We start from the raw sequence: 20,770 nt of genomic DNA on the forward strand, positions 1-20,770 counted from the left end.
GGCGGCGACAGGAGGCGGACGCCGCGGCCGATGGAAGGAATCGGGCGACAGTCTATCCGGTACGCGCGGCGCTGGCGACTGCGGCGCGGGAAGGGGGGGCGGTCATGATCGGACCGGCTGGCGGCAGCGCGCCTGGCGGTCGGGTCGTGAGAGGGAAGGATGCGGCATCACGCGGCGTGGATTGAGCCCGAAGGAGCGGAAGGAGCGGAAGAGGCGGGGCGACGGCCCGGCCCGGGGTGAGAGCATGCCGGCCCGCCGCGTCCACGGCGATCGCGCTACAGAGCCACTGTCAATGACTCGAACAAGGCACGGCGCTCTTCGGCATCGGCGTTTCCCGGGCCGGTTCGAAATCGGCTTCGCGCGTGCCCGACGGCGTCAGCGACACGAAATGCATCGCGGTGCCGCTCCCAGGGAAGCCAGCGATACCGGTCAAACCCCACGGAATCGGCGAACGCTGCACGCCGCTCACCGAAATGTCCGCCGGCCCGAGCGACAGTGTCAGCAACCGCCCGTCGCGGATCGGTACGTACGCATGCGTGCCGGACACCCCGATGCCGGATTCGCGCACCGACGCCGGCAGGCAGTCGAGCGTCGCCGTGCGGCGGCCGTCCGGCGCGATCAGCATCGCGACACCGCGATCGTCCGCCGTCGTCGTGACGACGATGAAGCGGTCGATCTCCGGTACGTAAGTCGACGAATACACGTAGTACTGGATCGCGTCGTTCAGCGTCCCCAGCTTGTCCAGCTTCGCCGTGACCGGGTCGAACATCGCGTATTCGAGCGTCGCGTCCGTGCTGCCCTCGATGTATTTCTGCCACACGAGCAGCGCGGTGTGCGGCGAGCCCGCGACGATGGGCCACCACTCGCGGCGGTGCGGCACGACCGCGACATGGTTCAGCACGCGCCCGGCCGCGTCGTAGGTTTTCACGTACACGCCGTTGCCGGTGCCGAGGTTGTCGACGCCGCCGCCGTCGATCCAGTCGGCCGAATAGAACACGACGAAGCGGTCGGCCGCCGTGGCGACATGCCCCGAGTGGCCGCCCGATTCGACGTCGTTCGGATAGGGCTTGATCGGCTTCAGGTCGCGGCGGTAGACGCCGTAGCGCTGGCTGACTTCCTGCGGCGCGTTCCAGCCGTCCTCGAACGTGACGAAGATGTCGCCGTGCGCGTTCTGCGCGATCGACACGGGCTCCTGCGCCTCGGGGCGGCTGATGAACGTGCGGACGTGCAGCAGGTTCGGCTTGCCGGGCAGCCATTCGCCGACGTACACGTCATGCGGCCAGCTGCCGCCGCGCATCGCGCCGCGCGGCACGACACCTGAGCTGCTGAAGAACACCCAGCGCTTGCCGTTGCCGGCGTCGGCCACGCCGATGCCGTGCATGAAGCTGCGCGGATCGACGGCCGGGCGAGATGAAGGGGCGCCCTGCACGGTGACCGTATGCACGACCGGCGTGGCGGCGAAGGCGGGCGGCATCGCCGTGACGATGCCGCATGCGCCGCACAGCGCGGCCGCGACGCACTGCGCGACCGCCTGTGCCGGGCGCGTTCGACCCTTCATTCGACGGTTACCGATTTCGCGAGGTTGCGCGGCTTGTCGACGTCGGCGCCGCGCGCGCAACCGACGTGATAGGCGAGCAGCTGCAGCGGAATCACGTTGACGATCGGCGACAGCACGTCGCCCGATTCGCGCACGCGGATCAGGTGCGTGTCGCGGTCGGCGTCGATCCCGAGCTGGTCGCCGGCCAGCACGTAGAGCCGTCCGCCGCGCGCGCGTACTTCGGCCATGTTGGATTTCAGCTTCTGGAACAGGCGGTCGTCCGGCGCGATCGTGACGACCGGCATCGCGCTCGTGACGAGCGCGAGCGGGCCGTGCTTCAGTTCGCCGGCCGCATAGCCTTCCGCGTGGATGTACGACACCTCCTTGAGCTTCAGCGCCCCTTCCATCGCGATCGGGAAATGAATCCCGCGCCCGAGGAACAGCGCGTTCTCGGTACGTGCGAACTTCGTGGCCCAGCCCATGATCTGCGTTTCGAGCGCGAGTGCGTGGCCGATGCGCTCGGGCAGCGCATGCAGCTGCTTCAGGTGCAGCGCGACCTGCTTCGCGTCGAGCCGGCCGCGCAGCTGCGCGAGCGTCAGCGTCAGCACGAACAGCGCGACGAGCTGCGTCGTGAACGCCTTGGTCGACGCGACGCCGAGCTCGATGCCGGCCCGCGTCAGGAACCGCAGCGGCGCGTTGCGCGCGATCGTGCTGGTCGCCACGTTGCAGATCGCCATCGACAGTTCCTGGCCCATGTCGCGCGCCTGCTCGATCGCGCCGATCGTGTCGGCCGTCTCGCCCGATTGCGAAATGCCGACGACGAGCGTGCGCGGATCGGCCACCGTCTCGCGGTAGCGGAATTCGCTGGCGATCTCGACCTGGGCGGGCACGCCCGCGATGGCCTCCAGCCAGTACTTCGCGGTCAGCCCCGCGTAGTAGCTGGTGCCGCAGCCGAGCAGCAGCACGTTCCTCACTCTCGACAGCAGCGCGCGCGTGCCGTCGGTCGCGTCGAACAACGCCGGCGAAATCGTGTCGATGCCGTCGAGCGTGCTGGCGATCGCCTTCGGCTGCTCGAAGATCTCCTTCTGCATGAAATGCTGGTACGGGCCGAGCGCGGCGTCGCCTTCGCGCGCCTTCACATGGCACAGCGGGCGCTGGGCCTCGTGCCCGCCCGAGTCGACCACGGCAATCCGGTCCGGCGTGATCAGCGCGACGTCGCCGTCTTCCAGGTAGACGAAGCGGTCGGTCAGGTCGCCGAGCGCCGCGCAGTCCGACGCGAGGTAATTCTGTTCGGCGCCGATGCCGATCACGAGCGGCGAGCCGGCGCGCGCGGCGACGAGGCGCTGCGGCTCTTTCGCACTCAGCACCGCGATCGCGTACGCGCCGTGCAGCCGCTTGACGGCGCGCACGACCGCGTCGAACAGGTCGTCGCGATAGAGGCTGTGGATCAGGTGCGCGATCACCTCGGTGTCGGTCTGGCCGCGAAACGTATAGCCGCGCTCCCGCAGTTCCACGCGCAGCGCGTCGTGGTTCTCGATGATGCCGTTGTGCACGACCGCGATCGTGTCGCCCGACATGATCGGATGCGCGTTCATTTCGGATGGTGCGCCGTGGGTTGCCCAGCGCGTATGCGCGATGCAGGTCTGCGCTTCGAGGCCCAGCGTCAGCACGCGGGCCTGCAGGTCGGTCACGCGCCGCAACGTGCGTTCACTGCGCAGCCGGCCTTCGTCCTGTACGGCAATGCCGCACGAATCGTAGCCGCGATACTCGAGCCTGCTCAGCGCATTGACCAGTTGCGGCACTTGATTGTTCAGGCCGCTTGCTCCGACGATTCCGCACATGTTTCACCTCGTCCACAAAGGTTGCCGGGCTGCCGGCAAAGTGCGGCAGCGCGGTATCTGGAGTGACGCCGCGTCGCACGAATGACATCCCCGTGCGCAGCGACGCATCTCCGCTGACCTACTCGCGGGGCTGCGGCCCCGCGTGGGCTACCCATTCGATGTCGGAAATCGAGCCGTTCGCGTCGTGCGACGCGACGAGAATGCGCGTCGTGCGCCGCGCGCCGCGCCGGCGGGCGCTTGCCAGCACGGTCGGCGGCACCGAGCGCACCTTCGCGCTGGCCGAGCGTCGCAGTATCTTCGACACGCGCAGCCGGTAGGCCAGCGGATGCACGACGCGTCCGGCGATCAACCACATGACGATGGTGCCCGCGATGAGCGCGATGCTGGTCGCGTAGAACACCATCTGCTCGATCGGCATCTCGGCCGGATTGAACGGCAGCAGGTAGCGGTACGTGTAGATGCAGATCGATGCCCACACGGCCCCCACCAGCGCCGGCCGCAAGAGCCGGAACCAGACGGTCAGCACGGACCCGATGATGCGACCGCGCTCGGCGATCAGTTCGCGCGGTGCGCGCAGGGAAAGGTCAATAATCGGCGCGTTCTTCATGTTGAATGCCTCGGTCGGGGCTGACCCATACGGCCCGCTTGCCTCGGCCCCGCAGCACGATGGCCGGCAGGGCGACGACGGTGGTGATCATGCTGATCAGCCAGAAGGCGACGGGATACCAGATGGTGTCCAGGAAATACATCAGGAGTTTTTCGTCGTAACGACGATCGATCATGCTGCCGATGATCAGTTGCAGGATGCAGGTGGCGACCAGCAGCATGCCGTGCCAGTGCGGCACGACCGATACGTGCCAGTCTTGCGGCAGCGGGTACACGACATTGATGAGCGCGAGCAGCAGGATGAACGTCATCGAGTACGCCCATGCGATGCCGATCAGGTACTCGGCGAACAGCGGCCACATCATCATTTGCGTCGGCCGCGCGAGCGTGCCCGCGTACTTCATCAGCACCTGGATGCCGCCCTTCGACCAGCGCAGCCGCTGCCGGTACAGGCCCTTCACCGTCTCGGGCATCAGGATCCAGCTCAGTGCGTGCGGCTCGTACACGACGCGCCAGTCGCGGCACTGCAGCTTCCAGCTGATGTCGATGTCCTCGGTCAGCATGTCCGAGCTCCAGTAGCCGACGTCGGCGAGCGCGGTCTTGCGGAACATCGTGATCACGCCGGATACCGTGAAGATGCGGCCGTACACCTGCTGCGTGCGCTTGATCAGCCCGACGATCGACGAGAATTCGCCGACCTGCATGCGGCCGAGCAGTGACGTGCGCGTGCGGATGCGCGGGTTGCCGGTCACGGCGCCGACGCCCGGATCGGTCAGGAAATGCTCGAGCATCCAGCCGATCGCGTCATGCGCGAGCAGCGCATCGCCGTCGATGCACAGCAGGTATTCCGCGTTCGACACGGCCGCCGCGGTCGTGAGCCCGACCGCCTTGCCTTCGTTGCGCGCGTGATGGATCACGAGCAACCGCGGGATCTCGACGGCCAGCTCGTTGAGGATCTCGCCGGTGCGATCCTGGCTGCCGTCGTTGACCGCGATGATGTCGTAGTTCGGATACTGCATCCGGTCCAGGTGGCTGATCACGCTGCGCGCGTTCGCGGCTTCGTTGAAGCAGGGCACGACGATCGAGATCTTCGGAATGCCGCTCGACGCGATCGTTCGCGTGGACAGCTCGCGGCCTTCCTCGAGCAGGAAGTAGTGCACGACGCCGCCGATCATCCACAGGTACGACATGAAGAACGGGTAGTAGAAGACGAAATCCTGCAGGCGCTGGATGATGCTGTGGGTGGTCATGGCGTCTTCGTCCCCTGCGTATGTTGTTGCATCAGCGCGTTGATCGAGGTTGGGTCGAGGCGGGACTTCAGCGACATCACGTCGCGCATCGCGTCGAGTTCCGGCTGCCCGTTCAGGAAGTTGTCCGGGTAGTAGCCGAAATTCACCGCGCCTTCGCTGCGCAGCCGTCGCATCTGCGCGAGCAGCGTGCTGGCCGGCACCGGCTTCTGTGCGTGCCAGTCGTACGACTGCAGTTCGAACACGGTGCGCTGCAGCCCGCGCTGCTTCGCGTGCACGGCTTTCACGAGCTGGTCCAGCCAGCCTTGGGGATCCTTCGCCTGCTCCATGTACGGCATCGCCATCAGCGCGACGTAGTCGTAGGTCGCGAGGAAATCGTCGTAGTTCTGCGCGTACCACGCTTCCGATTCGGGCTTGAGCACCGGCATCGCGAAGATGTTGCGCGCGGTCAGCACGTCGCCCACGTTCTGGTGGGCCAGCACGATCTGTTCCAGCTGCTTGGTCAGGTCGATCAGGTAGCGCGACTTCTGGCGCGTCCAGCGCTTCAGCAGGTCGGGGTTCTCGCGGATCTTGCCGACGTCGGCCGGCAGCCCCCACTGCGAATAGATGCGCAGCGCGTGCCGGCCCGCATCCTCGTAGTCGTCGAGCACCGCGTCGTCGCTGAACAGGATGCCGCTGAACGATGCGTGCTTGCTGAGATCCTCATAGACCTGCTGGATCATCAGCCGCGCATCCGGATCGAACGGGCTCAGCCGGAACGTGCGCGTGCCGTTCTCGCGCGCCGGCGCGCCGCCGTAGGCGCTCACGGCCTCGAGCCCGCGCAGCTTGTCGGCCGGCGGCCGGAACGCGAGCACCGGCATCCAGGCATACACCTGCACGTTGGCGCGCGTGTTGAGCTGCCACGCGGCACGCGAGAACAGGTCGGAGCGCATCGGCAGGTGCCGGTTCGGGAAATACACGGATTCGGCCACGCCGGTGCCTTTCGGGTCCGCATACGCCTGCAGGTACACCGATTTCGGCTGCATCCGGTAGATGCGCTCGATCAGCTTGCCGAGATTCGCTTCCTGCCGCGCGGGGTCCGGATCGTAGACCTGGTCCAGGTCGACCTGCACGATGCGTTCGGGCACGTCGACGTCGCCGCGGTTCGACGCCGGCTCGCGCATCGAGCGCTCGAACCCGCCGATGTCGATGTCGTACATCATCAGGATCCGCCGCAGCCGGTCCAGCGGCACGTCCGGCGTATTCGGGCCGGCATCGAGACTGAACTGGATGTCCATCCCGAGCGACGTCGAGATCTGGCGCACCGGCTGGTTTTCCGCGCCGTATGGCCACACCATCGACCGTGCGACGATGCCCGTGCGTTCGCGGATCTGCCGCACGCAAGTCTGCAGGTCGTCGTGCACGCGTGCGTGGAATTCGGCGTCGGTTTCATAGCGTTTCTGGTCTTGCAGGTAGAGATGCGACGTGGTCGCCGGCAATTCGTTGCCCTGCGGATTCGCGACCGCGCCGTGATGGAGGTTGTGGGTGTGGCAACCGAGCTCGACGAACGGCGACTGGCCGAGCTTCTTCACCTCGTCCCACGACAGGAAATAGTCGCGCGGCACCTGGACCTTGTCGCTGATGCGGATCGGCGTATCCGGCGGGGTGTCGATCCACGCGGTGACGAGGCCCATCACCGCCGGATACTTGAAGCGCTCGAGCAGCGGCAGCACTTTCGTGTAGTGGCTGCGAAAGCCGTCGTCGAACGTGAGCAGCACCGAGCGCGGCGGCAGCGGCTTGCCGCCGTGCCGCGACTCCTCGATCTGCTTGACCGTGATGGTGTGATAGTTGTTGGTCTGCAGCCACGAGAAGATGGCGGTCAGCGTGCCGGTATCGACGGCGAACGCGTCGACCATCGCCGTACCGGAGTTGAACGACGCCATCAGGTTGTCGCGCACGTCATGCATGCAGATCACGCGAAACGTCTTGCCGTCGGCCGGATCGGACGGCGGAAGCAGGTCGATCATCCTGGCATTGGTCACGCCCGGAAACAGCGAACAGGCGGCAAATGCGCCCATGCATCCGCACATGAAGGTCCGTCTGGATTGCAGCATTGCTCGATCTCCTTGCTAGAACGGCAGGTTGACCGACATGAAGCCGGTTTCGGAGCGTTCGCGCTGGCCGTCGTACGCGTGGCTGCTGACCTCCACGCCGTAACTCAGCGTGATGTCGTGCTTGAAGGTCCACGCGTGCTCGAGGCGCGCGCTCCACAGGGCGCTGGTGCCGAAGCCGCGCTCGTTGTACATGCCGCCGGACACCGAGACGCGCTGCTGCAGCCCCATGTCGCCCTTCTTCCACAGCGTCAACTGGTGCATGACGGTCGCCGCGGCCGCGTAGTCGCGGCCCGGGCTGAAGTAGGGCGCGTCCTTGCGCGTGTTGCTGTCGGTGCCGAGATCCAGCGATACGTTGACCTGCTGGGTGGCGGTCGTGTACACGCGCTGCGTGGCGGTCGCCGTGATCTCCTGGTGGAAGTTCGAATCGCTGTAGCGGCTCACGCCGTAGCTCAGCTTGACCTCGCGACGGTCGTTCTGGCGATACACCACCGACACGTTCGCCGAGCGGCCCCAGATGTGCGCGGCGTACGCCTTCCACGGCAGTGAGTTGTCGTTGGAGTCGAGCCCGCCGCTGACCGTCCAGTAGTCGTTCAGCGCGTACGCGATCGATCCGCGGCCGCCCGTGCGTCCGTCCCCGCCGAGCGAGCGCGTGACTTCGCCCAGCACGGTGAGCGGCCCGTGCCGGTAGTCGCCGCCGATGCCCGTGCGCGTGCGGCTGACGCTGCCGCCGTCGGTTTGCGCATGGCCGTAGAACGTGTGCGCGAAGACCCGCCAGTTGTCGCCGAACGGTTGCGAATAGAGGTAGCTGTCCGACGTGAAACTGTTGTCGGCCAGTGCGCTGTTGCCGTGCTCGAAGCTCAGGTCGGTGGTGAACACCGGGCTGCGGTACGCGTTGTAGTCGCGCTTGAAGCCCCGCACGGCGCCGCTGTCCGGGAACGTGTTGTCCAGCGTCTGGTCGACGTACTTCGCGGTCGCGTAGTCGTCTGCCGTGAGCGATGCGCGACCGAGGCCCGCGAGCATCTCGACGCTGTCGGGGTGGTCGGTCAGCGACGCGCGATACATCGCGATCGCCTGGCGCGGATGCGCCTGGCCGGACACCGCGTCGGCATGCGCGGCGCGCACCTCCGCGTTGAACGGCACCTCCTTCTCGAGCTCTTCGAGTGCGGCGATCCCTTCATCGGGGTGACCCGTGAAGATCAGGTATTGCGCACGCAGCCGGTAGTAGCGCAGATAGTCGCTTTCTCCGGGACCGACGTTGGTCACCTGCTTGGCCGGCGGAAGCGTCGCGCCCATGTCGTCGAGCGCCTGCTTTGCGTCCGCCGCGCGTCCCTGGTCGACGTACGACCAGAACAGCCCTTCGCGCAGTTCGATCGGACGCGTGCGCTCGCCGTACTGGAAGCCGCGGGTCGCGCGATCCGTCGGTGACGCGGTCGCCTGCTTCAGTGCGCGCTGGTACACGGCATTCGCCTTGACCGGTTCGCTCAGGTACAGGTAGGCGTCGCCCACGGCTGCCAGCGCGTCGATCGAGATTTCCGCGTTGGACGGAATCGTCTCGAACGTCGCGACGGCCTGCTTCATGTCGCCGCGTGCCGCAAGGGCGATCGTCCGGTCGCCCGCGAGCGCAGTCCTGACCGGCGTGTACTCGGGCGTGGCCGGTATCCGCTTGTCGAGGTCGTCTGCCGCGCGCAGCGCGTTGTCGATCCCGTCGAAGCGGTCGGGGCTCGTCATCGAGCGCGACTTGTCGCGGCCGCCGCGCACCTGCTGGCGAATCGACAGTTCTTCCAGTTGCGCGATGTCGACGGCGGAGAACGCATCGGGGCGGGCCTTCGCTTCGTCGAGCGCCTTGACCGCGCCGCCGCTCGCCGCGAGGCCGAACACGTCGTTGCGCACGGTCTCGACGTCGGCGGTACGCAGATTCGGCGCCTGGGCATTCGGTGTTTCGACGTCCGGGCCCTGCGATCGCTGTGTCGGCTCGCCGGGCAACTGGGCGCCGGGCGTTTGCGAGTTCGGCGCCGGGGACGACGGCGGCGGCGAGCCCGGCATCTGGGGAACGGGCGCGGGCGAATTCGGCATCGGGGTGCCGGAGACCTGCGCGGTTTGCGTCGGCGCAAGCGGCGGCATGGCGGGTGCGGGTCGTTCGATCTTCGGCGGGGTGTCCGAAGGCGGCGCGACCGGCGCCGGCGAAGGGGATGCGGACGCGTCGGACGCCGTCGAGGCGGCAGGCGTCGGTGCTTCGGGCGGGCGGGCGTTCTCGGCCTGCGCAAGCAGCATCGGCGCGGTCGATGTCTGCGCGACCGGTGCCGGCGTATTCACCGTCTCCGGCGAACGTGCACCCGGCGCGGCGGCGCTCGATGGCGGCGCCTCCGGTTCCACCACGACCGTGGTCGGCAGGGTCGGCTGCTGCGGGGTCGATGCCTGCGCGATCTGCATCGACGCATCCGACGCCCGCGCGATCGGCGTCGGCTCATGAGGGGGCGGGGCCACCTCGGCCTGGGCAATCTGGATCGACACGACCATCGGCTGCCCACCGCGCGGCACCGCGTCCGGGGCGCCGTGGGTCCCGGCGAATTCGTTGACGCGGCCCGTTTCCGGATCGCCGTCGGCGGAGAAGCAGGGGCCGGACGCGACGAGCAGCAACACCAGCGGCGCATGCAGGAGGAGCCGTCGGTTGGACGGAGCGACGGTGGTGCATTGTTGTTTCCGATTGTTGTCCACGAGGTGTCCTCCTATTGACACGATCACGTCGGTTGTCCGTGTGACGACGCACGTCGCCGCACGTCGCGCGGCCGGGCTGCGAGTGCCCGGCGATGCGGACCCGACTTACAGCCGGTTGCGGATCGCCTGACCGAGCAATGCACGCGATTCGCTGTTCTTGGGGTCGATCGCGAGTGCCCGGCTCGCGTTTTGTTCCACGCAGTCCCATTCGTCGATCACCGCGCACGAGCGCGCCTTCGCCAGCGCACGCGCGCTTTCCAGCTCCGCGTGCGTGATGCTGGCCGTCTGCATGCGCATGGTGTCGCTGCCGTCCGGCCGGGGCTTGGGCGCGAAGTCCATGCGCCTGCTCGTGCCGGCCAGCGCTTCGGCACGCTGCGCACGGTGCGCGGCGCCGTGCCGCGTGGCGGCGCGACCATAGGCCGATGCCGCATGCGTACCGGCCGCGAGCGTCACGGGCGGCGCATGCGCCGACTGCCGCTGTTTCACGACGGCTTGGGGGGCGGGCTGCCGCGCGGCTTTCGGTTCGACCGCGAGCGAGACGGGCGGCACGGTGGATACCTCGGGCGCGGCTGACGTCGACGCAACCTGCGACGGCGGCGCGGGCGGCGAGGCCGGCGTGCGTGTCGACGCTGCCCCGGGCTCGGCCGATGTTCCGGACGTGCCCGTTGCGGGTGCGTGCGAGGCAAGGGCCATGATCGCGTTGCGGGTTTTCCCGACGGCGGTTCCGATCGCGCCGGAGATGTCGTGCGTCACGCTCGCATGGCCGACCGTCGTGTCCCGTTCGGCGTACGCGAAGAGGCCGAAGATCGCGGCGAATGCGGCGAAGCTGAGCGCCGCGTTCTTTCCAGGACCCCAGGAGGGTTTCGGCTGGTGGGCGGGCGAGCCGTCCTGTCGTTCTGCACGAGTCATTCATGTCTCCTCGATTCGATACGTTGTGGTGTAAGACGTGATGCGGTTCGCTCAGGTGGCGCTCACCATTTCAACTGCGTGGTCAGCGCACCCGTTTCGACGATCGCGAACTGGGTCGCGCCCTGATAGGTTCCTTCGACCCGGTAGCTCGCATCGGGCACGCTGAACAGGCAACGCGACCCCGATGCATTGAATTCGACGAGCACGCGGCCATGTCGCCGCAGGCGCACCTGGACGTTGGCGAGCGGCTGCCCCGTCTTGGCTGAAGCAAACGACACGCCCAGGTTGTACGGCCGTCCGTCGGGCGGTAGCGGTGCCGTACCGTCGATCCGCGCATCGCCGCAGATATACGAAATGACGTAGCGATCCGCACCCGGGCCGGATGCAGGGGCCGGCGCGGACGCGGACGGCTGGGACGCGAGCGTCTGGGCCATCGCATTCATGCTGAGCGCGCAGATGAAGACGCTCAGCAAAGGGCGAGCATGCTGTCGAAACGAGGAAGACATTGCAACCTCCCGTCCGGAATCAATGGCGAGCATTTATTCCGAGTCAGATTTGCCAACGTTCTTTTTGCGACACGCTATTGATACACGATGGACTTTGAACCAACAACCGCGTGTGGCCTGAATGGGACGACGTTAAATATCCTATTTAAATAGGATTGCGACGGATTCGTATGATTCCATTAACTATGAAGAAAGTCGATATTGCCGAATATGAATATTGCTAGTCGGTAGCGATGATCCGCCACGCATTGAATCACGTCGGACGTATCGCCATTCGTGCCGAAAAATAACGACTGATAAAAGGAATTTTTGCGGCTGTGTTCCGGAAAAATTGAAATCGATCCAGATACAGGTCGCACGATATGAAATGCGGGGGAGGCGTTGTTGGTATTTTAGATTGTTACAGGTAAATCGAAACTTTTAATTTGTTCTGTAACAGGGTATTTCTGTCCTGATAATCAGACGGAAAATGCCGATGTGCAATGCCGGACGTAAAAAGTTCATCCACGGGATGCAAACGATTGCGAATCATCTGATATCGATTACGCGTCCGGCACGGTCATTTTTCAGGCTAAAGCGGGATCGTTGCTTGCTACCGGAAAGCGGGGCGTGTAATCCGGGAAGCGACGCGGCGCGAATGGATGCGCACACCGGATTGTCGCCAACCGTGCTTGCGTTCGCGTCGTCCGCGGGAACGACGCGAACGCGACGATCAGCGGCTGCCGCCCGCGCTGCGCCGGGCGATGCGCATCGCCGGTGCGGCCGCGGGTTCGGCCGCGCCGGCTGCACCGTCGACCGCCGTGCGCGGCCGGTTCATGATGTAGGTCCACAGTTGCTCGGCCGCGAGCCCGCGCTTGCGGGCCGATCGGTACAGGCGGATTTCGAGCTCGGTGATCCAGTCGCCGGAACCTGCGCACACGAGCGTGCCTTCCGCGAGTTCCTTCGCGACGCAGCTTTCCGGCAGCCAGCCGATCCCGTGCCCGGCCACGACCATGCCCTTCAGGGCCTCGGACATGTGCGTCTCGAAGCAGCGGTGCAGCACGTACGGCTCGGTGGCATTCAGCAGCAGCATCTCGACGATGTTGCCGAGAAACGCGCCCGACGAATACGCGAGCAGCGGCAGCGGTGCATCGGGGGTGCCCGGCAACTGGAATACGGGCTTGCCGCGCGCATCGGGTGTCGACACGGGCAGGATCCGCTCGACGCCGAGGCTGACGAACGGGAAGTGATTCGGGTCGAGCACGATCGGCAGCTGCGGATGGTGATAGCCGAGCAGCAGGTCGCATTCCCCTTCGACGAGCTGCTGCACGCCTTCCGGCACGTTCACCGCGTTGACGCGTGCGGTGACGTGGCCGACCTCGCCGTTGAGCTGCTTGAGCCATTCGGGAAACAGCGTGAAGACGAGCGTGTGGGCCACCGCGAAACGCACGACCTGGTCGCTGGCCGCGAACTGGTCGTAGCCGTTCACGAGATTGCGCGCCGCATACATGCTGCGCAGGATGTCCGCGGCGAGCCCGCGGAACATCTGGCCGGCTGGCGTGAGCGTGATCGGGTTGATGCTCCGGTCCACCAGCTTCGCGTCCATCCAGGTTTCGAGTGCCGCTATTCGTCTGCTGAATGCCGATTGCGTGAGGTGCCGGTTACGCGCGGCCCGGGAAAAGCTCTTGGTATCCGCAAGGCTCAGGAAATCTTCCAGCCACTTTGCTTCCATTTCGATCTTCGCTTTTTATAGTCGGGCGCCTGAAAGGCGGCGGCACCGTTTGCTGCACGAACGTTCTAGCGTACCGCGCCTCGCGCCGCTCGACCCGATGTTTTTTTTCGATGGGTGTCAGTCGAAATATGCATGGGCGTTGTCGGCGGGATTACGGCTGCATAGCGTTGAGGTGCCGGACCCGGCTTAACCGGACAGTTCATCGCGTCGAACTGCCGGTGCGGCCGCAGACGGTACTTCCCCCCGGGCCGGTTGCGCCGTGCGCGTGCCGGCCCGCCTTCCCGTCCTTTCGTTCCGCTGGTCCGATGCGCGGGCGGGCCGTTTTTTTGTGCAGTGCAGATTGCACATTCGTGACACGCGGGGGAACTATGTTCGAAAGACGCGGCGCAGCATGAACCGTGCGCGCCGGCGACGCACCGTCGTCGCCCGTCGCGTCGGGCGCTGCACCGTGATGGTGCGCAATGCCGCGCGGGCGTGCCCGGCGCGGCGCAAAAACGGGGGGATATCGAGGGGATCGCGCAAGGCACGTTCCTTGCAAAGCATTCATTACGCCGGTCCGGCATGCGCAATGCCGGGGAAAACGATCGATGGAGAAAAGATCGATGAAGCCATTCGATGAAATGCTGCAATCCGGCGACATGGTAAGGGCGCCCTACGCGCGCCTGAAGCAGTGGCTCGACACGCAGAATCCCGCGAGCCTCGCCCAGAAGGCCTACGACGCGGAAGGCGTGTTCCGCAAGACGGGCATCACGTTCGCCGTCTACGGCGACGCGGAGGCCGCCGAGCGGCTGATTCCGTTCGACATCGTCCCGCGCATCATCTCGGGCGCCGAATGGAGCCGGCTGTCGCTCGGCATCGAGCAGCGCGTGATGGCGCTCAACGCGTTCCTCGACGACATCTACCACCGCCAGGAAATCGTGCGCGCGGGCATCGTGCCGAAGCACCTGATCGCGCACAACGAAGCGTTCATCCCGGAAATGATCGATTTCCGGCCGCCCGGCAACGTTTACACGCACATCATCGGCGTGGACATCGTGCGCACCGGCGAGAACGAATTCTATGTGCTGGAGGACAACGCGCGCACGCCGTCCGGCGTGTCGTACATGCTGGAAAACCGCGAGACGATGATGCAGCTCTTCCCGGAGCTGTTCCAGCAGGTGAAGGTGCGCCCGGTCGAGACCTATCCGCAGATGCTGCGCCAGTCGCTCGCGGCCGTGTGCCCGCCGGGCGGCAACGCCGACAACCCGACCGTCGCCGTGCTCACGCCCGGCATCCACAATTCCGCGTACTACGAACATTCGTTCCTCGCCGACCAGATGGGCGTGCATCTCGTCGAGGGCAGCGACCTGCAGGTGATCGACGGCCGCGTCGCGATGCGCACGACCGAAGGCTTCCAGCCGATCGACGTGCTGTATCGCCGCGTCGACGACGCGTTCCTCGATCCGCTCACGTTCCGCCCCGATTCGGTGCTCGGCGTCGCGGGGATCATGGACGTGTACCGCGCGGGCAACATCACGATCGCGAACGCGCCCGGCACCGGCATCGCCGACGACAAGGCGATCTACTCGTACATGCCGGAGATCGTCGAGTTCTACACGGGCCGCAAGGCGCTGCTGGAGAACGTGCCGACCTGGCGCTGCGGCGAGGCCGACAGCCTGAAATACGTGCTCGACCATCTCGACGAACTGGTCGTGAAGGAAGTGCACGGCTCGGGCGGCTACGGGATGCTGGTCGGGCCGTGCGCGTCGAAAGCCGAGCTCGAAGCCTTTGCCGCGAAGCTGCGCGCGCGCCCCGCGAACTACATCGCGCAGCCGACGCTCGCGCTGTCCACGACGCCGATCCTGACCGAAGCCGGCCTCGCGCCGCGCCACGTCGACCTGCGGCCGTTCGTGCTGGTGTCGGATCGCATCCGCATCACGCCGGGTGGGCTGACGCGCGTCGCGCTGAAGGAGGGATCGCTCGTCGTCAACTCGAGCCAGGGCGGCGGCACCAAGGACACCTGGGTGCTGGCCGACTGAGCCGGACGCGACCGCGCGCCCCGCGACCGGGGCGCCAACCGAACGAAGACGGAGTGGACACGAGATGCTTCTGGGACGTACTGCAAGCGGTCTCTACTGGATGTACCGCTATATCGAGCGCGCGGAGAACATCGCGCGCATCGTCGATGCCGGGCTGCGGATGGCGCTCACGCGCACGTCCGACGCGCCGGCCGAATGGTCGTCGGTGCTCGTCAGCTCGGGCACGGACGACGGCTACCGGCAGAAATACGACGCGTATGCGGCCGATACCGTGACCGACTACCTGCTGCGCGACCGCGACAACCCGTCGAGCGTGCTGTCGTGCATCGACGCCGCGCGCTCGAACGCGCGGATGGTGCGCACGGCGCTCACCCGCGAGGCATGGGAGAGCGTGAACGGCGCGTGGCTCGCGTTGCGCCGCGCGCTCGCGCAGCCGGTGCCGGAGAGCGAACTGCCGGCCGTGCTCGACCAGGTGAAGCGCGAAACCGCGCTGATCCTCGGCAGTTTCTACAGCACGATGCTGCGCAACGAGATCTTCGATTTCGCGCAGATCGGCGCGTTCGTCGAGCGCGCCGACAACACCGCGCGGATCATCGACGTGAAATACCACCTGCTGCTGCCGTCGGTGTCGCACGTCGGCACGATCCTCGACAACTACCAGTGGGAGACGATCCTGCGCTGCGTCGCCGCGCACCGTTCGTACCGCTGGGTGTACGACGTGCAGTACAAGCCGATGAACATCGCCGACTACCTGATCCTGAACGGCCGCATGCCGCGTTCGCTGCGTTATTGCTACGGGCGCGTCGTGTCGAGCCTGAACCTGCTCGCAAAGGATTACGGTGTGACACACCCGTGTCACGACACGGCCACGAAGATCCTGCAAATGCTGTCCGACACCTCGGTCGAGCGGATCTTCAAGAGTGGCCTGCACGAGTTCCTGACCGACTTCATCGGCCGCAACAACAGCCTCGGGCTCGAAATCGCCCAGGCTTACAACTTCGACTGAGACTTGCCATGCGACTCGCCATCCGACACATCTCGCGTTATCAGTTCGACGATCAAGCCACCCATGCGCTGCAACGGCTGCGGCTGCGCCCGCAGTCGGGCCCCGGGCAGACGGTGCGCGCGTGGCAGGTCACGATCGACGGCGTCGAGCCGTCGCTGTCCTATGCCGACGGGCTCGGCAACCGGATCGACCTCGTGCGGCACGACCGCGGCGCGAAGGCCGAGATCGTCGTCATCGCGGCCGGCGTCGTCGAGACGCAGGACCGCGCGGGCATACTCGGTCATCCTGAAGGCTATGCGCCGCCGTGGATCTTCGAGCGCGAAACGGCGCTGACGAAGGCCGGCGACACCGTGCGTGCGCTGGCGCAAGCGCTGCCGATCGAGCCGCACAGCCTCGACGCGCTGCACTGGCTGATGACGGAAGTGCACGACCGCATCGCGTATGCACCGAACCTGGCCGCCGACGCCCCCGTCGACGCGGAAACCGCGCTGCAAAGCGGCGAGGGCACGAGCCGCGACCATGCGCATGCGTTCATCGCGGCCGCGCGCGTGCTGAAGATTCCCGCGCGCTATATCTCGGGCTACGTGCTGGCGGACAGCGCGATGCAACGCATCGCCGACGCGAAGCAGAACGCGGGCGACGTCGAGCAGGAAGAAGCGCTCGCGCTGCAGAGCGGCGAGGGCATGCAGCAGGTGCTCGGCGCGTCGCATGCGGCGCAGTCGCAGTCGCAGTCCCAGTCCCAGTCGCAGTCGCAGTCGCAGTCGCAGGGAATGCCGCAGCCGGCGCACGGCGCGCAGTCGCAGGCGGCCGGGCTGACGCAGCAGCCGGCCGGCCATGCGTGGGCCGAGGCGTATGTGGAAGGGCTCGGCTGGGTCGGGTTCGATCCGTTCATGAATCGCTGCCCGGACGAGCGCTACGTGCGCATCGCGGTCGGCCTCGACTATCGCGACGCGCAGCCGGTGACGGGGCTCGGCGCGACGGCCGTCGGTGTCGAGATCAGCGTCGTGCAGACGCCCGAGCTCGTCTGACCTCGCGCACGTTTTCGCCGAATCCGCCAGGCCGGGGTGCCGCGTCGCATCGAGCGCGACGCGGCGCGCGGCTGGCCCAACCCGAACCGAGCTCCCATGTCCATCCACGTCGCGCTGCATCACACCACCCGCTATCGCTACGACCGGCTCGTCAACCTCGGCCCGCAGGTCGTGCGCCTGCGGCCCGCGCCGCACTGCCGGACGCCGATCCTCGCGTATTCGATGACGGTCGAGCCCGCGCAGCACTTCATCAACTGGCAGCAGGACCCGTTCTCGAACTATCTCGCGCGGCTCGTGTTTCCGGAGCGCACCGAGCACTTCGAGATCACGATCGATCTCGTCGCCGAGATGTCGGTGTACAACCCGTTCGACTTCTTCCTCGAAGCCAGCGCGGAGCAGTACCCGTTCAGCTATGACGACGCGCTGAAGACCGAGCTCGCGCCGTATCTCGTGTGCGATCCGCAGACGAGCGCGTCGCCGCTGTTCCGCGCGTATCTCGACGGCGTCGACCGCACGCCGGCCGGCACCGTGAACTTCCTCGTCGCGCTGAACCAGCAACTGCAGCACGACATCGGCTATCTCGTGCGGATGGAGCCGGGCGTGCAGACGCCCGAGCAGACGCTCGAACTGGCCTCGGGCTCGTGCCGCGACAGCGCGTGGCTGCTCGTGCAGCTGTGCCGTCATCTCGGCATCGCCGCGCGCTTCGTGTCGGGCTACCTGATCCAGCTGACGCCCGATGTGAAATCGCTCGACGGCCCGAGCGGCACGTCGGTCGACTTCACCGACCTGCATGCGTGGTGCGAGGTGTACCTGCCGGGTGCCGGCTGGATCGGCTTCGACCCGACTTCGGGCCTGCTCGCCGGCGAGGGCCACATTCCGCTGGCCTGCACGCCGCAGCCGACCAGCGCCGCGCCGGTCGAGGGGCTGATCGACGAGTGCGAGGTGTCGTTCGAGCACGAGATGACCGTGACGCGCGTGTACGAATCGCCGCGCGTGACGAAGCCGTACACGGAATCGCAGTGGGACGGCGTGCTCGCGCTCGGCACACAGGTGGACGGCGCGCTCGCGGCCGGCGACGTGCGGCTCACGCAGGGCGGCGAGCCGACCTTCGTGTCGATCGACGATCGCGACGGCGCCGAGTGGAACACCGACGCGCTCGGCCCGACCAAGCGCGGCTATGCAACCGAACTCGTGCAGCGGCTGCGCGCGGAATACGGCGACGGCGGCTTCCTGCATTTCGGGCAGGGCAAGTGGTACCCGGGCGAGCAACTGCCGCGCTGGGCGCTGTCGATCTTCTGGCGCGCGGACGGCCAGCCCGTATGGCACGATCCGTCGCTGTTCGCCGACGAGCGCGAGCCGTCCGCGTATACGACCGACGACGCGAAGCGCTTCATCGATGCGCTCGCCGCGCGGCTGAACCTGACCGGCGAATTCATCCGGCCCGGCTACGAGGACGTCTGGTACTACCTGTGGCGCGAGCGCCGGCTGCCGGTCAACGTCGACCCGTTCGACTCGCGTCTCGACGACGAACTCGAACGCGCGCGGTTGCGCAAGGTGTTCGAGCAGCAGCTCGACAGCGTGGTCGGCTATGTGCTGCCGGTCAAGCGTACGGAAGCTGCGCCCGGCCTCGACGGCCCGCGCTGGCAGACGGGCCCGTGGTTCTTCCGCGACGAGCGGATGTACCTGATGCCCGGCGATTCGCCGATGGGCTATCGGTTGCCGCTCGATTCGCTGCCGTGGGCGAGCCGCGCCGACTATCCGTACCTCGTCGAGCGCGACCCGTTCGCGCCGCGTGACGCGCTGCCGGATGCCGCCGCGATCCGCGCGCGCTACGCAGGGCCGGCCGATGCGCCGCGCTACCTGTCCGGCGTGCATCGCGAGGCATCCGCGCAGACCGTGATGCAGTGGCGCGACGACGGCACGGCCGGCAACGGCCGGCCGGCCGCGCGCGACCCGGGTCGCCAGCCCGAGCGCTTCGAATCGGCCGCATGGATCACGCGCACTGCGCTGTGCGTCGAAGTGCGCAACGGCATCCTGTACCTGTTCATGCCGCCGCTCGCCGCGCTCGAGGATTATCTCGAGCTGCTCGGCGCGATCGAGCTGACCGCGCATGCGCTGGGCGTGAAGCTCGTCCTGGAAGGCTATCCGCCGCCGCGCGACGCGCGGCTGAAGCTGCTGCAGGTGACGCCCGATCCCGGCGTGATCGAGGTGAACATTCATCCGGCCAGCAACTTCGACGAACTCGTCGACCACACCGAATTCCTGTACGACGCCGCGTGGCAGTCGCGGCTGTGCAGCGAGAAGTTCATGGTCGACGGCCGCCACGTCGGCACGGGCGGCGGCAACCACTTCGTGCTCGGCGGCGCGACGCCGGCCGACAGCCCATTCCTGCGCCGCCCGGACCTGCTCGCGAGCCTGATCGCGTACTGGCACAACCATCCGTCGCTGTCCTACCTGTTCTCCGGGCTCTTCATCGGGCCGACGAGCCAGGCGCCGCGTGTCGACGAGGCGCGCAACGACCAGCTCTACGAGCTCGACATCGCGTTCGCCGAGATCCAGCGCAACAAGCTGCTGTTCGGGCAGGACATGCCGCCGTGGCTCGTCGACCGCGTGCTGCGCAACCTGCTGATCGACGTGACCGGCAACACGCACCGCAGCGAGTTCTGCATCGACAAGCTGTATTCGCCGGACTCGTCGACCGGCCGGCTCGGTCTGCTCGAACTGCGCGCGTTCGAGATGCCGCCGCATGCGCGGATGAGCATCGTGCAGCAATTGCTGCTGCGCGCGCTGGTCGCGCGTTTCTGGGCTGCGCCGTACACGACGCCGCTCACGCGCTGGGGTACCGCGCTGCATGACCGCTTCATGTTGCCCGCGTTTCTTCAGATGGATTTCGACGACGTGCTGACCGAACTGCGCGACGCCGGCTTCGCGTTCGATCCGGCGTGGTTTGCGCCGCACTTCGAATTCCGCTTCCCGCTGTTCGGCCAGATCGCGGTGAACGGCATGGAGCTGTCGCTGCGCGGCGCGCTGGAGCCGTGGCACGTGATGGGCGAGGAGGGCGCGCCCGGCGGCACGGTGCGCTACGTCGATTCGTCGGTCGAACGGCTCGAAGTGCGCGTAACGGGGCTGAACGACAACCGGCACGTCGTGACGGTCAACGGCCGCGCGCTGCCGCTGCAGCCGACCGGCACCGTCGGCGAATACGTCGCGGGCGTGCGCTACAAGGCGTGGTCGCCGCCGTCCGCGCTGCATCCGACCCTCGGCGTGCACGCGCCGCTCACGTTCGACATCGTCGATACGTGGCTGCAGCGCTCGCTCGGCGGTTGCCGCTATCACGTCGCGCATCCGGGCGGGCGCAACTACGCGACGTTCCCGGTCAATGCGTACGAAGCCGAGAGCCGCCGGCTTGCACGCTTCGTCGAGATGGGGCATACGCCGGGGCGCATGGATGTCGCGGCGGCCGCGCCGAGCCGCGAATTCCCGTTCACGCTCGACCTGCGGCGGCCGTGACCGGACGATGACGACGCGGATGACGATGCGCGGTTCGCGATAC

14 protein-coding genes are annotated in these 20,770 nt (G+C 66.9%); 5 read left to right on the forward strand and 9 right to left on the reverse strand.

All coding sequences use genetic code 11. The annotated features are described in order from the left end of the window. Positions 1 to 289: 289 nt before the first annotated feature. From QZM35_RS04355 to pgaA, 6 genes are all read right to left on the reverse strand, one after another. Positions 290 to 1,558: a hypothetical protein gene (locus QZM35_RS04355; protein ID WP_301775461.1), complete on the reverse strand. Its 1,269-nt coding sequence runs from the start codon at positions 1,556 to 1,558 to the stop codon at positions 290 to 292. Further along, a complete protein-coding gene (gene glmS, locus QZM35_RS04360; RefSeq protein WP_089427764.1) occupies positions 1,555 to 3,378 on the reverse strand; it encodes a glutamine--fructose-6-phosphate transaminase (isomerizing) in 1,824 nt (607 codons plus the stop codon). Before glmS ends, QZM35_RS04355 begins: the two co-directional genes overlap by 4 nt. Positions 3,379 to 3,496: 118 nt before the next feature. After that, complete coding sequence (locus tag QZM35_RS04365; RefSeq protein WP_089427763.1) at positions 3,497 to 3,985, reverse strand: Biofilm PGA synthesis auxiliary protein PgaD; 489 nt, start codon at positions 3,983 to 3,985, stop codon at positions 3,497 to 3,499. Beyond that, on the reverse strand, positions 3,963 to 5,234 hold the full coding sequence (pgaC, locus tag QZM35_RS04370; protein ID WP_089427762.1) for a poly-beta-1,6-N-acetyl-D-glucosamine synthase: 1,272 nt from the start codon (positions 5,232 to 5,234) through the stop codon (positions 3,963 to 3,965). The genes QZM35_RS04365 and pgaC overlap by 23 nt, the downstream gene beginning before the upstream one ends. Then, entirely contained in the window at positions 5,231 to 7,321 is a 2,091-nt protein-coding gene (gene pgaB / locus QZM35_RS04375) for a poly-beta-1,6-N-acetyl-D-glucosamine N-deacetylase PgaB (RefSeq protein ID WP_089429127.1), read from the reverse strand. The genes pgaC and pgaB overlap by 4 nt, the downstream gene beginning before the upstream one ends. Positions 7,322 to 7,339: 18 nt before the next feature. After that, complete coding sequence (gene pgaA, locus QZM35_RS04380) at positions 7,340 to 9,214, reverse strand: poly-beta-1,6 N-acetyl-D-glucosamine export porin PgaA (RefSeq protein WP_301775462.1); 1,875 nt, start codon at positions 9,212 to 9,214, stop codon at positions 7,340 to 7,342. On the opposite strand from pgaA, the gene QZM35_RS04385 reads away from it, so the two are divergent. Then, positions 9,207 to 9,794 (forward strand): hypothetical protein, encoded by a 588-nt coding sequence (locus QZM35_RS04385; RefSeq protein WP_301775463.1) that lies wholly within the window; start codon positions 9,207 to 9,209, stop codon positions 9,792 to 9,794. The genes pgaA and QZM35_RS04385 overlap by 8 nt on opposite strands. A 350-nt stretch (positions 9,795 to 10,144) precedes the next feature. On the opposite strand, the gene QZM35_RS04390 is transcribed toward QZM35_RS04385, so the two are convergent. From QZM35_RS04390 to QZM35_RS04400, 3 genes are all read right to left on the reverse strand, one after another. Then, complete coding sequence (locus tag QZM35_RS04390; protein WP_301775464.1) at positions 10,145 to 10,948, reverse strand: hypothetical protein; 804 nt, start codon at positions 10,946 to 10,948, stop codon at positions 10,145 to 10,147. A gap of 62 nt (positions 10,949 to 11,010) precedes the next feature. Next, positions 11,011 to 11,454, reverse strand: a complete 444-nt coding sequence (locus QZM35_RS04395) for a hypothetical protein (protein WP_089427759.1) — start codon at positions 11,452 to 11,454, stop codon at positions 11,011 to 11,013. Positions 11,455 to 12,166: 712 nt separating this feature from the next. Next, positions 12,167 to 13,165 (reverse strand): LysR substrate-binding domain-containing protein, encoded by a 999-nt coding sequence (locus tag QZM35_RS04400; protein WP_089432519.1) that lies wholly within the window; start codon positions 13,163 to 13,165, stop codon positions 12,167 to 12,169. A gap of 602 nt (positions 13,166 to 13,767) precedes the next feature. Here QZM35_RS04400 and QZM35_RS04405 point away from each other — a divergent pair. The 4 genes from QZM35_RS04405 to QZM35_RS04420 all read left to right on the forward strand — a co-directional run bounded on the left by QZM35_RS04405 (position 13,768) and on the right by QZM35_RS04420 (position 20,727). Further along, on the forward strand, positions 13,768 to 15,183 hold the full coding sequence (locus QZM35_RS04405) for a circularly permuted type 2 ATP-grasp protein (protein WP_046547558.1): 1,416 nt from the start codon (positions 13,768 to 13,770) through the stop codon (positions 15,181 to 15,183). Positions 15,184 to 15,247: 64 nt separating this feature from the next. Continuing rightward, a complete protein-coding gene (locus QZM35_RS04410) occupies positions 15,248 to 16,189 on the forward strand; it encodes an alpha-E domain-containing protein (protein ID WP_089427755.1) in 942 nt (313 codons plus the stop codon). Between the two features lie 8 nt (positions 16,190 to 16,197). Further along, positions 16,198 to 17,217, forward strand: coding sequence for a transglutaminase family protein (locus QZM35_RS04415; protein ID WP_301775465.1), 1,020 nt, complete (start codon positions 16,198 to 16,200; stop codon positions 17,215 to 17,217). Between the two features lie 96 nt (positions 17,218 to 17,313). Next, a complete protein-coding gene (locus QZM35_RS04420; RefSeq protein ID WP_089429126.1) occupies positions 17,314 to 20,727 on the forward strand; it encodes a DUF2126 domain-containing protein in 3,414 nt (1,137 codons plus the stop codon). The last annotated feature ends 43 nt before the right edge of the window (positions 20,728 to 20,770 follow it).

It is taken from the genome of Burkholderia sp. AU45274 (genome assembly GCF_030482505.1).
Taxonomy (GTDB): Bacteria; Pseudomonadota; Gammaproteobacteria; order Burkholderiales; family Burkholderiaceae; genus Burkholderia.

What these genes read in the sequence shown, in the direction of transcription:
- QZM35_RS04410 (WP_089427755.1), top strand. Translation starts at nt 15,248, where the DNA reads ATGCTTCTGGGACGTACTGCAAGCGGTCTCTACTGGATGTACCGCTAT.
- QZM35_RS04405 (WP_046547558.1), top strand. Translation starts at nt 13,768, where the DNA reads ATGAAGCCATTCGATGAAATGCTGCAATCCGGCGACATGGTAAGGGCG.
- QZM35_RS04365 (WP_089427763.1), bottom strand. Translation starts at nt 3,985, where the DNA reads ATGAAGAACGCGCCGATTATTGACCTTTCCCTGCGCGCACCGCGCGAA.
- QZM35_RS04420 (WP_089429126.1), top strand. Translation starts at nt 17,314, where the DNA reads ATGTCCATCCACGTCGCGCTGCATCACACCACCCGCTATCGCTACGAC.
- QZM35_RS04415 (WP_301775465.1), top strand. Translation starts at nt 16,198, where the DNA reads ATGCGACTCGCCATCCGACACATCTCGCGTTATCAGTTCGACGATCAA.
- QZM35_RS04395 (WP_089427759.1), bottom strand. Translation starts at nt 11,454, where the DNA reads ATGTCTTCCTCGTTTCGACAGCATGCTCGCCCTTTGCTGAGCGTCTTC.
- glmS (WP_089427764.1), bottom strand. Translation starts at nt 3,378, where the DNA reads ATGTGCGGAATCGTCGGAGCAAGCGGCCTGAACAATCAAGTGCCGCAA.
- QZM35_RS04400 (WP_089432519.1), bottom strand. Translation starts at nt 13,165, where the DNA reads ATGGAAGCAAAGTGGCTGGAAGATTTCCTGAGCCTTGCGGATACCAAG.
- pgaC (WP_089427762.1), bottom strand. Translation starts at nt 5,234, where the DNA reads ATGACCACCCACAGCATCATCCAGCGCCTGCAGGATTTCGTCTTCTAC.
- QZM35_RS04355 (WP_301775461.1), bottom strand. Translation starts at nt 1,558, where the DNA reads ATGAAGGGTCGAACGCGCCCGGCACAGGCGGTCGCGCAGTGCGTCGCG.
- QZM35_RS04390 (WP_301775464.1), bottom strand. Translation starts at nt 10,948, where the DNA reads ATGACTCGTGCAGAACGACAGGACGGCTCGCCCGCCCACCAGCCGAAA.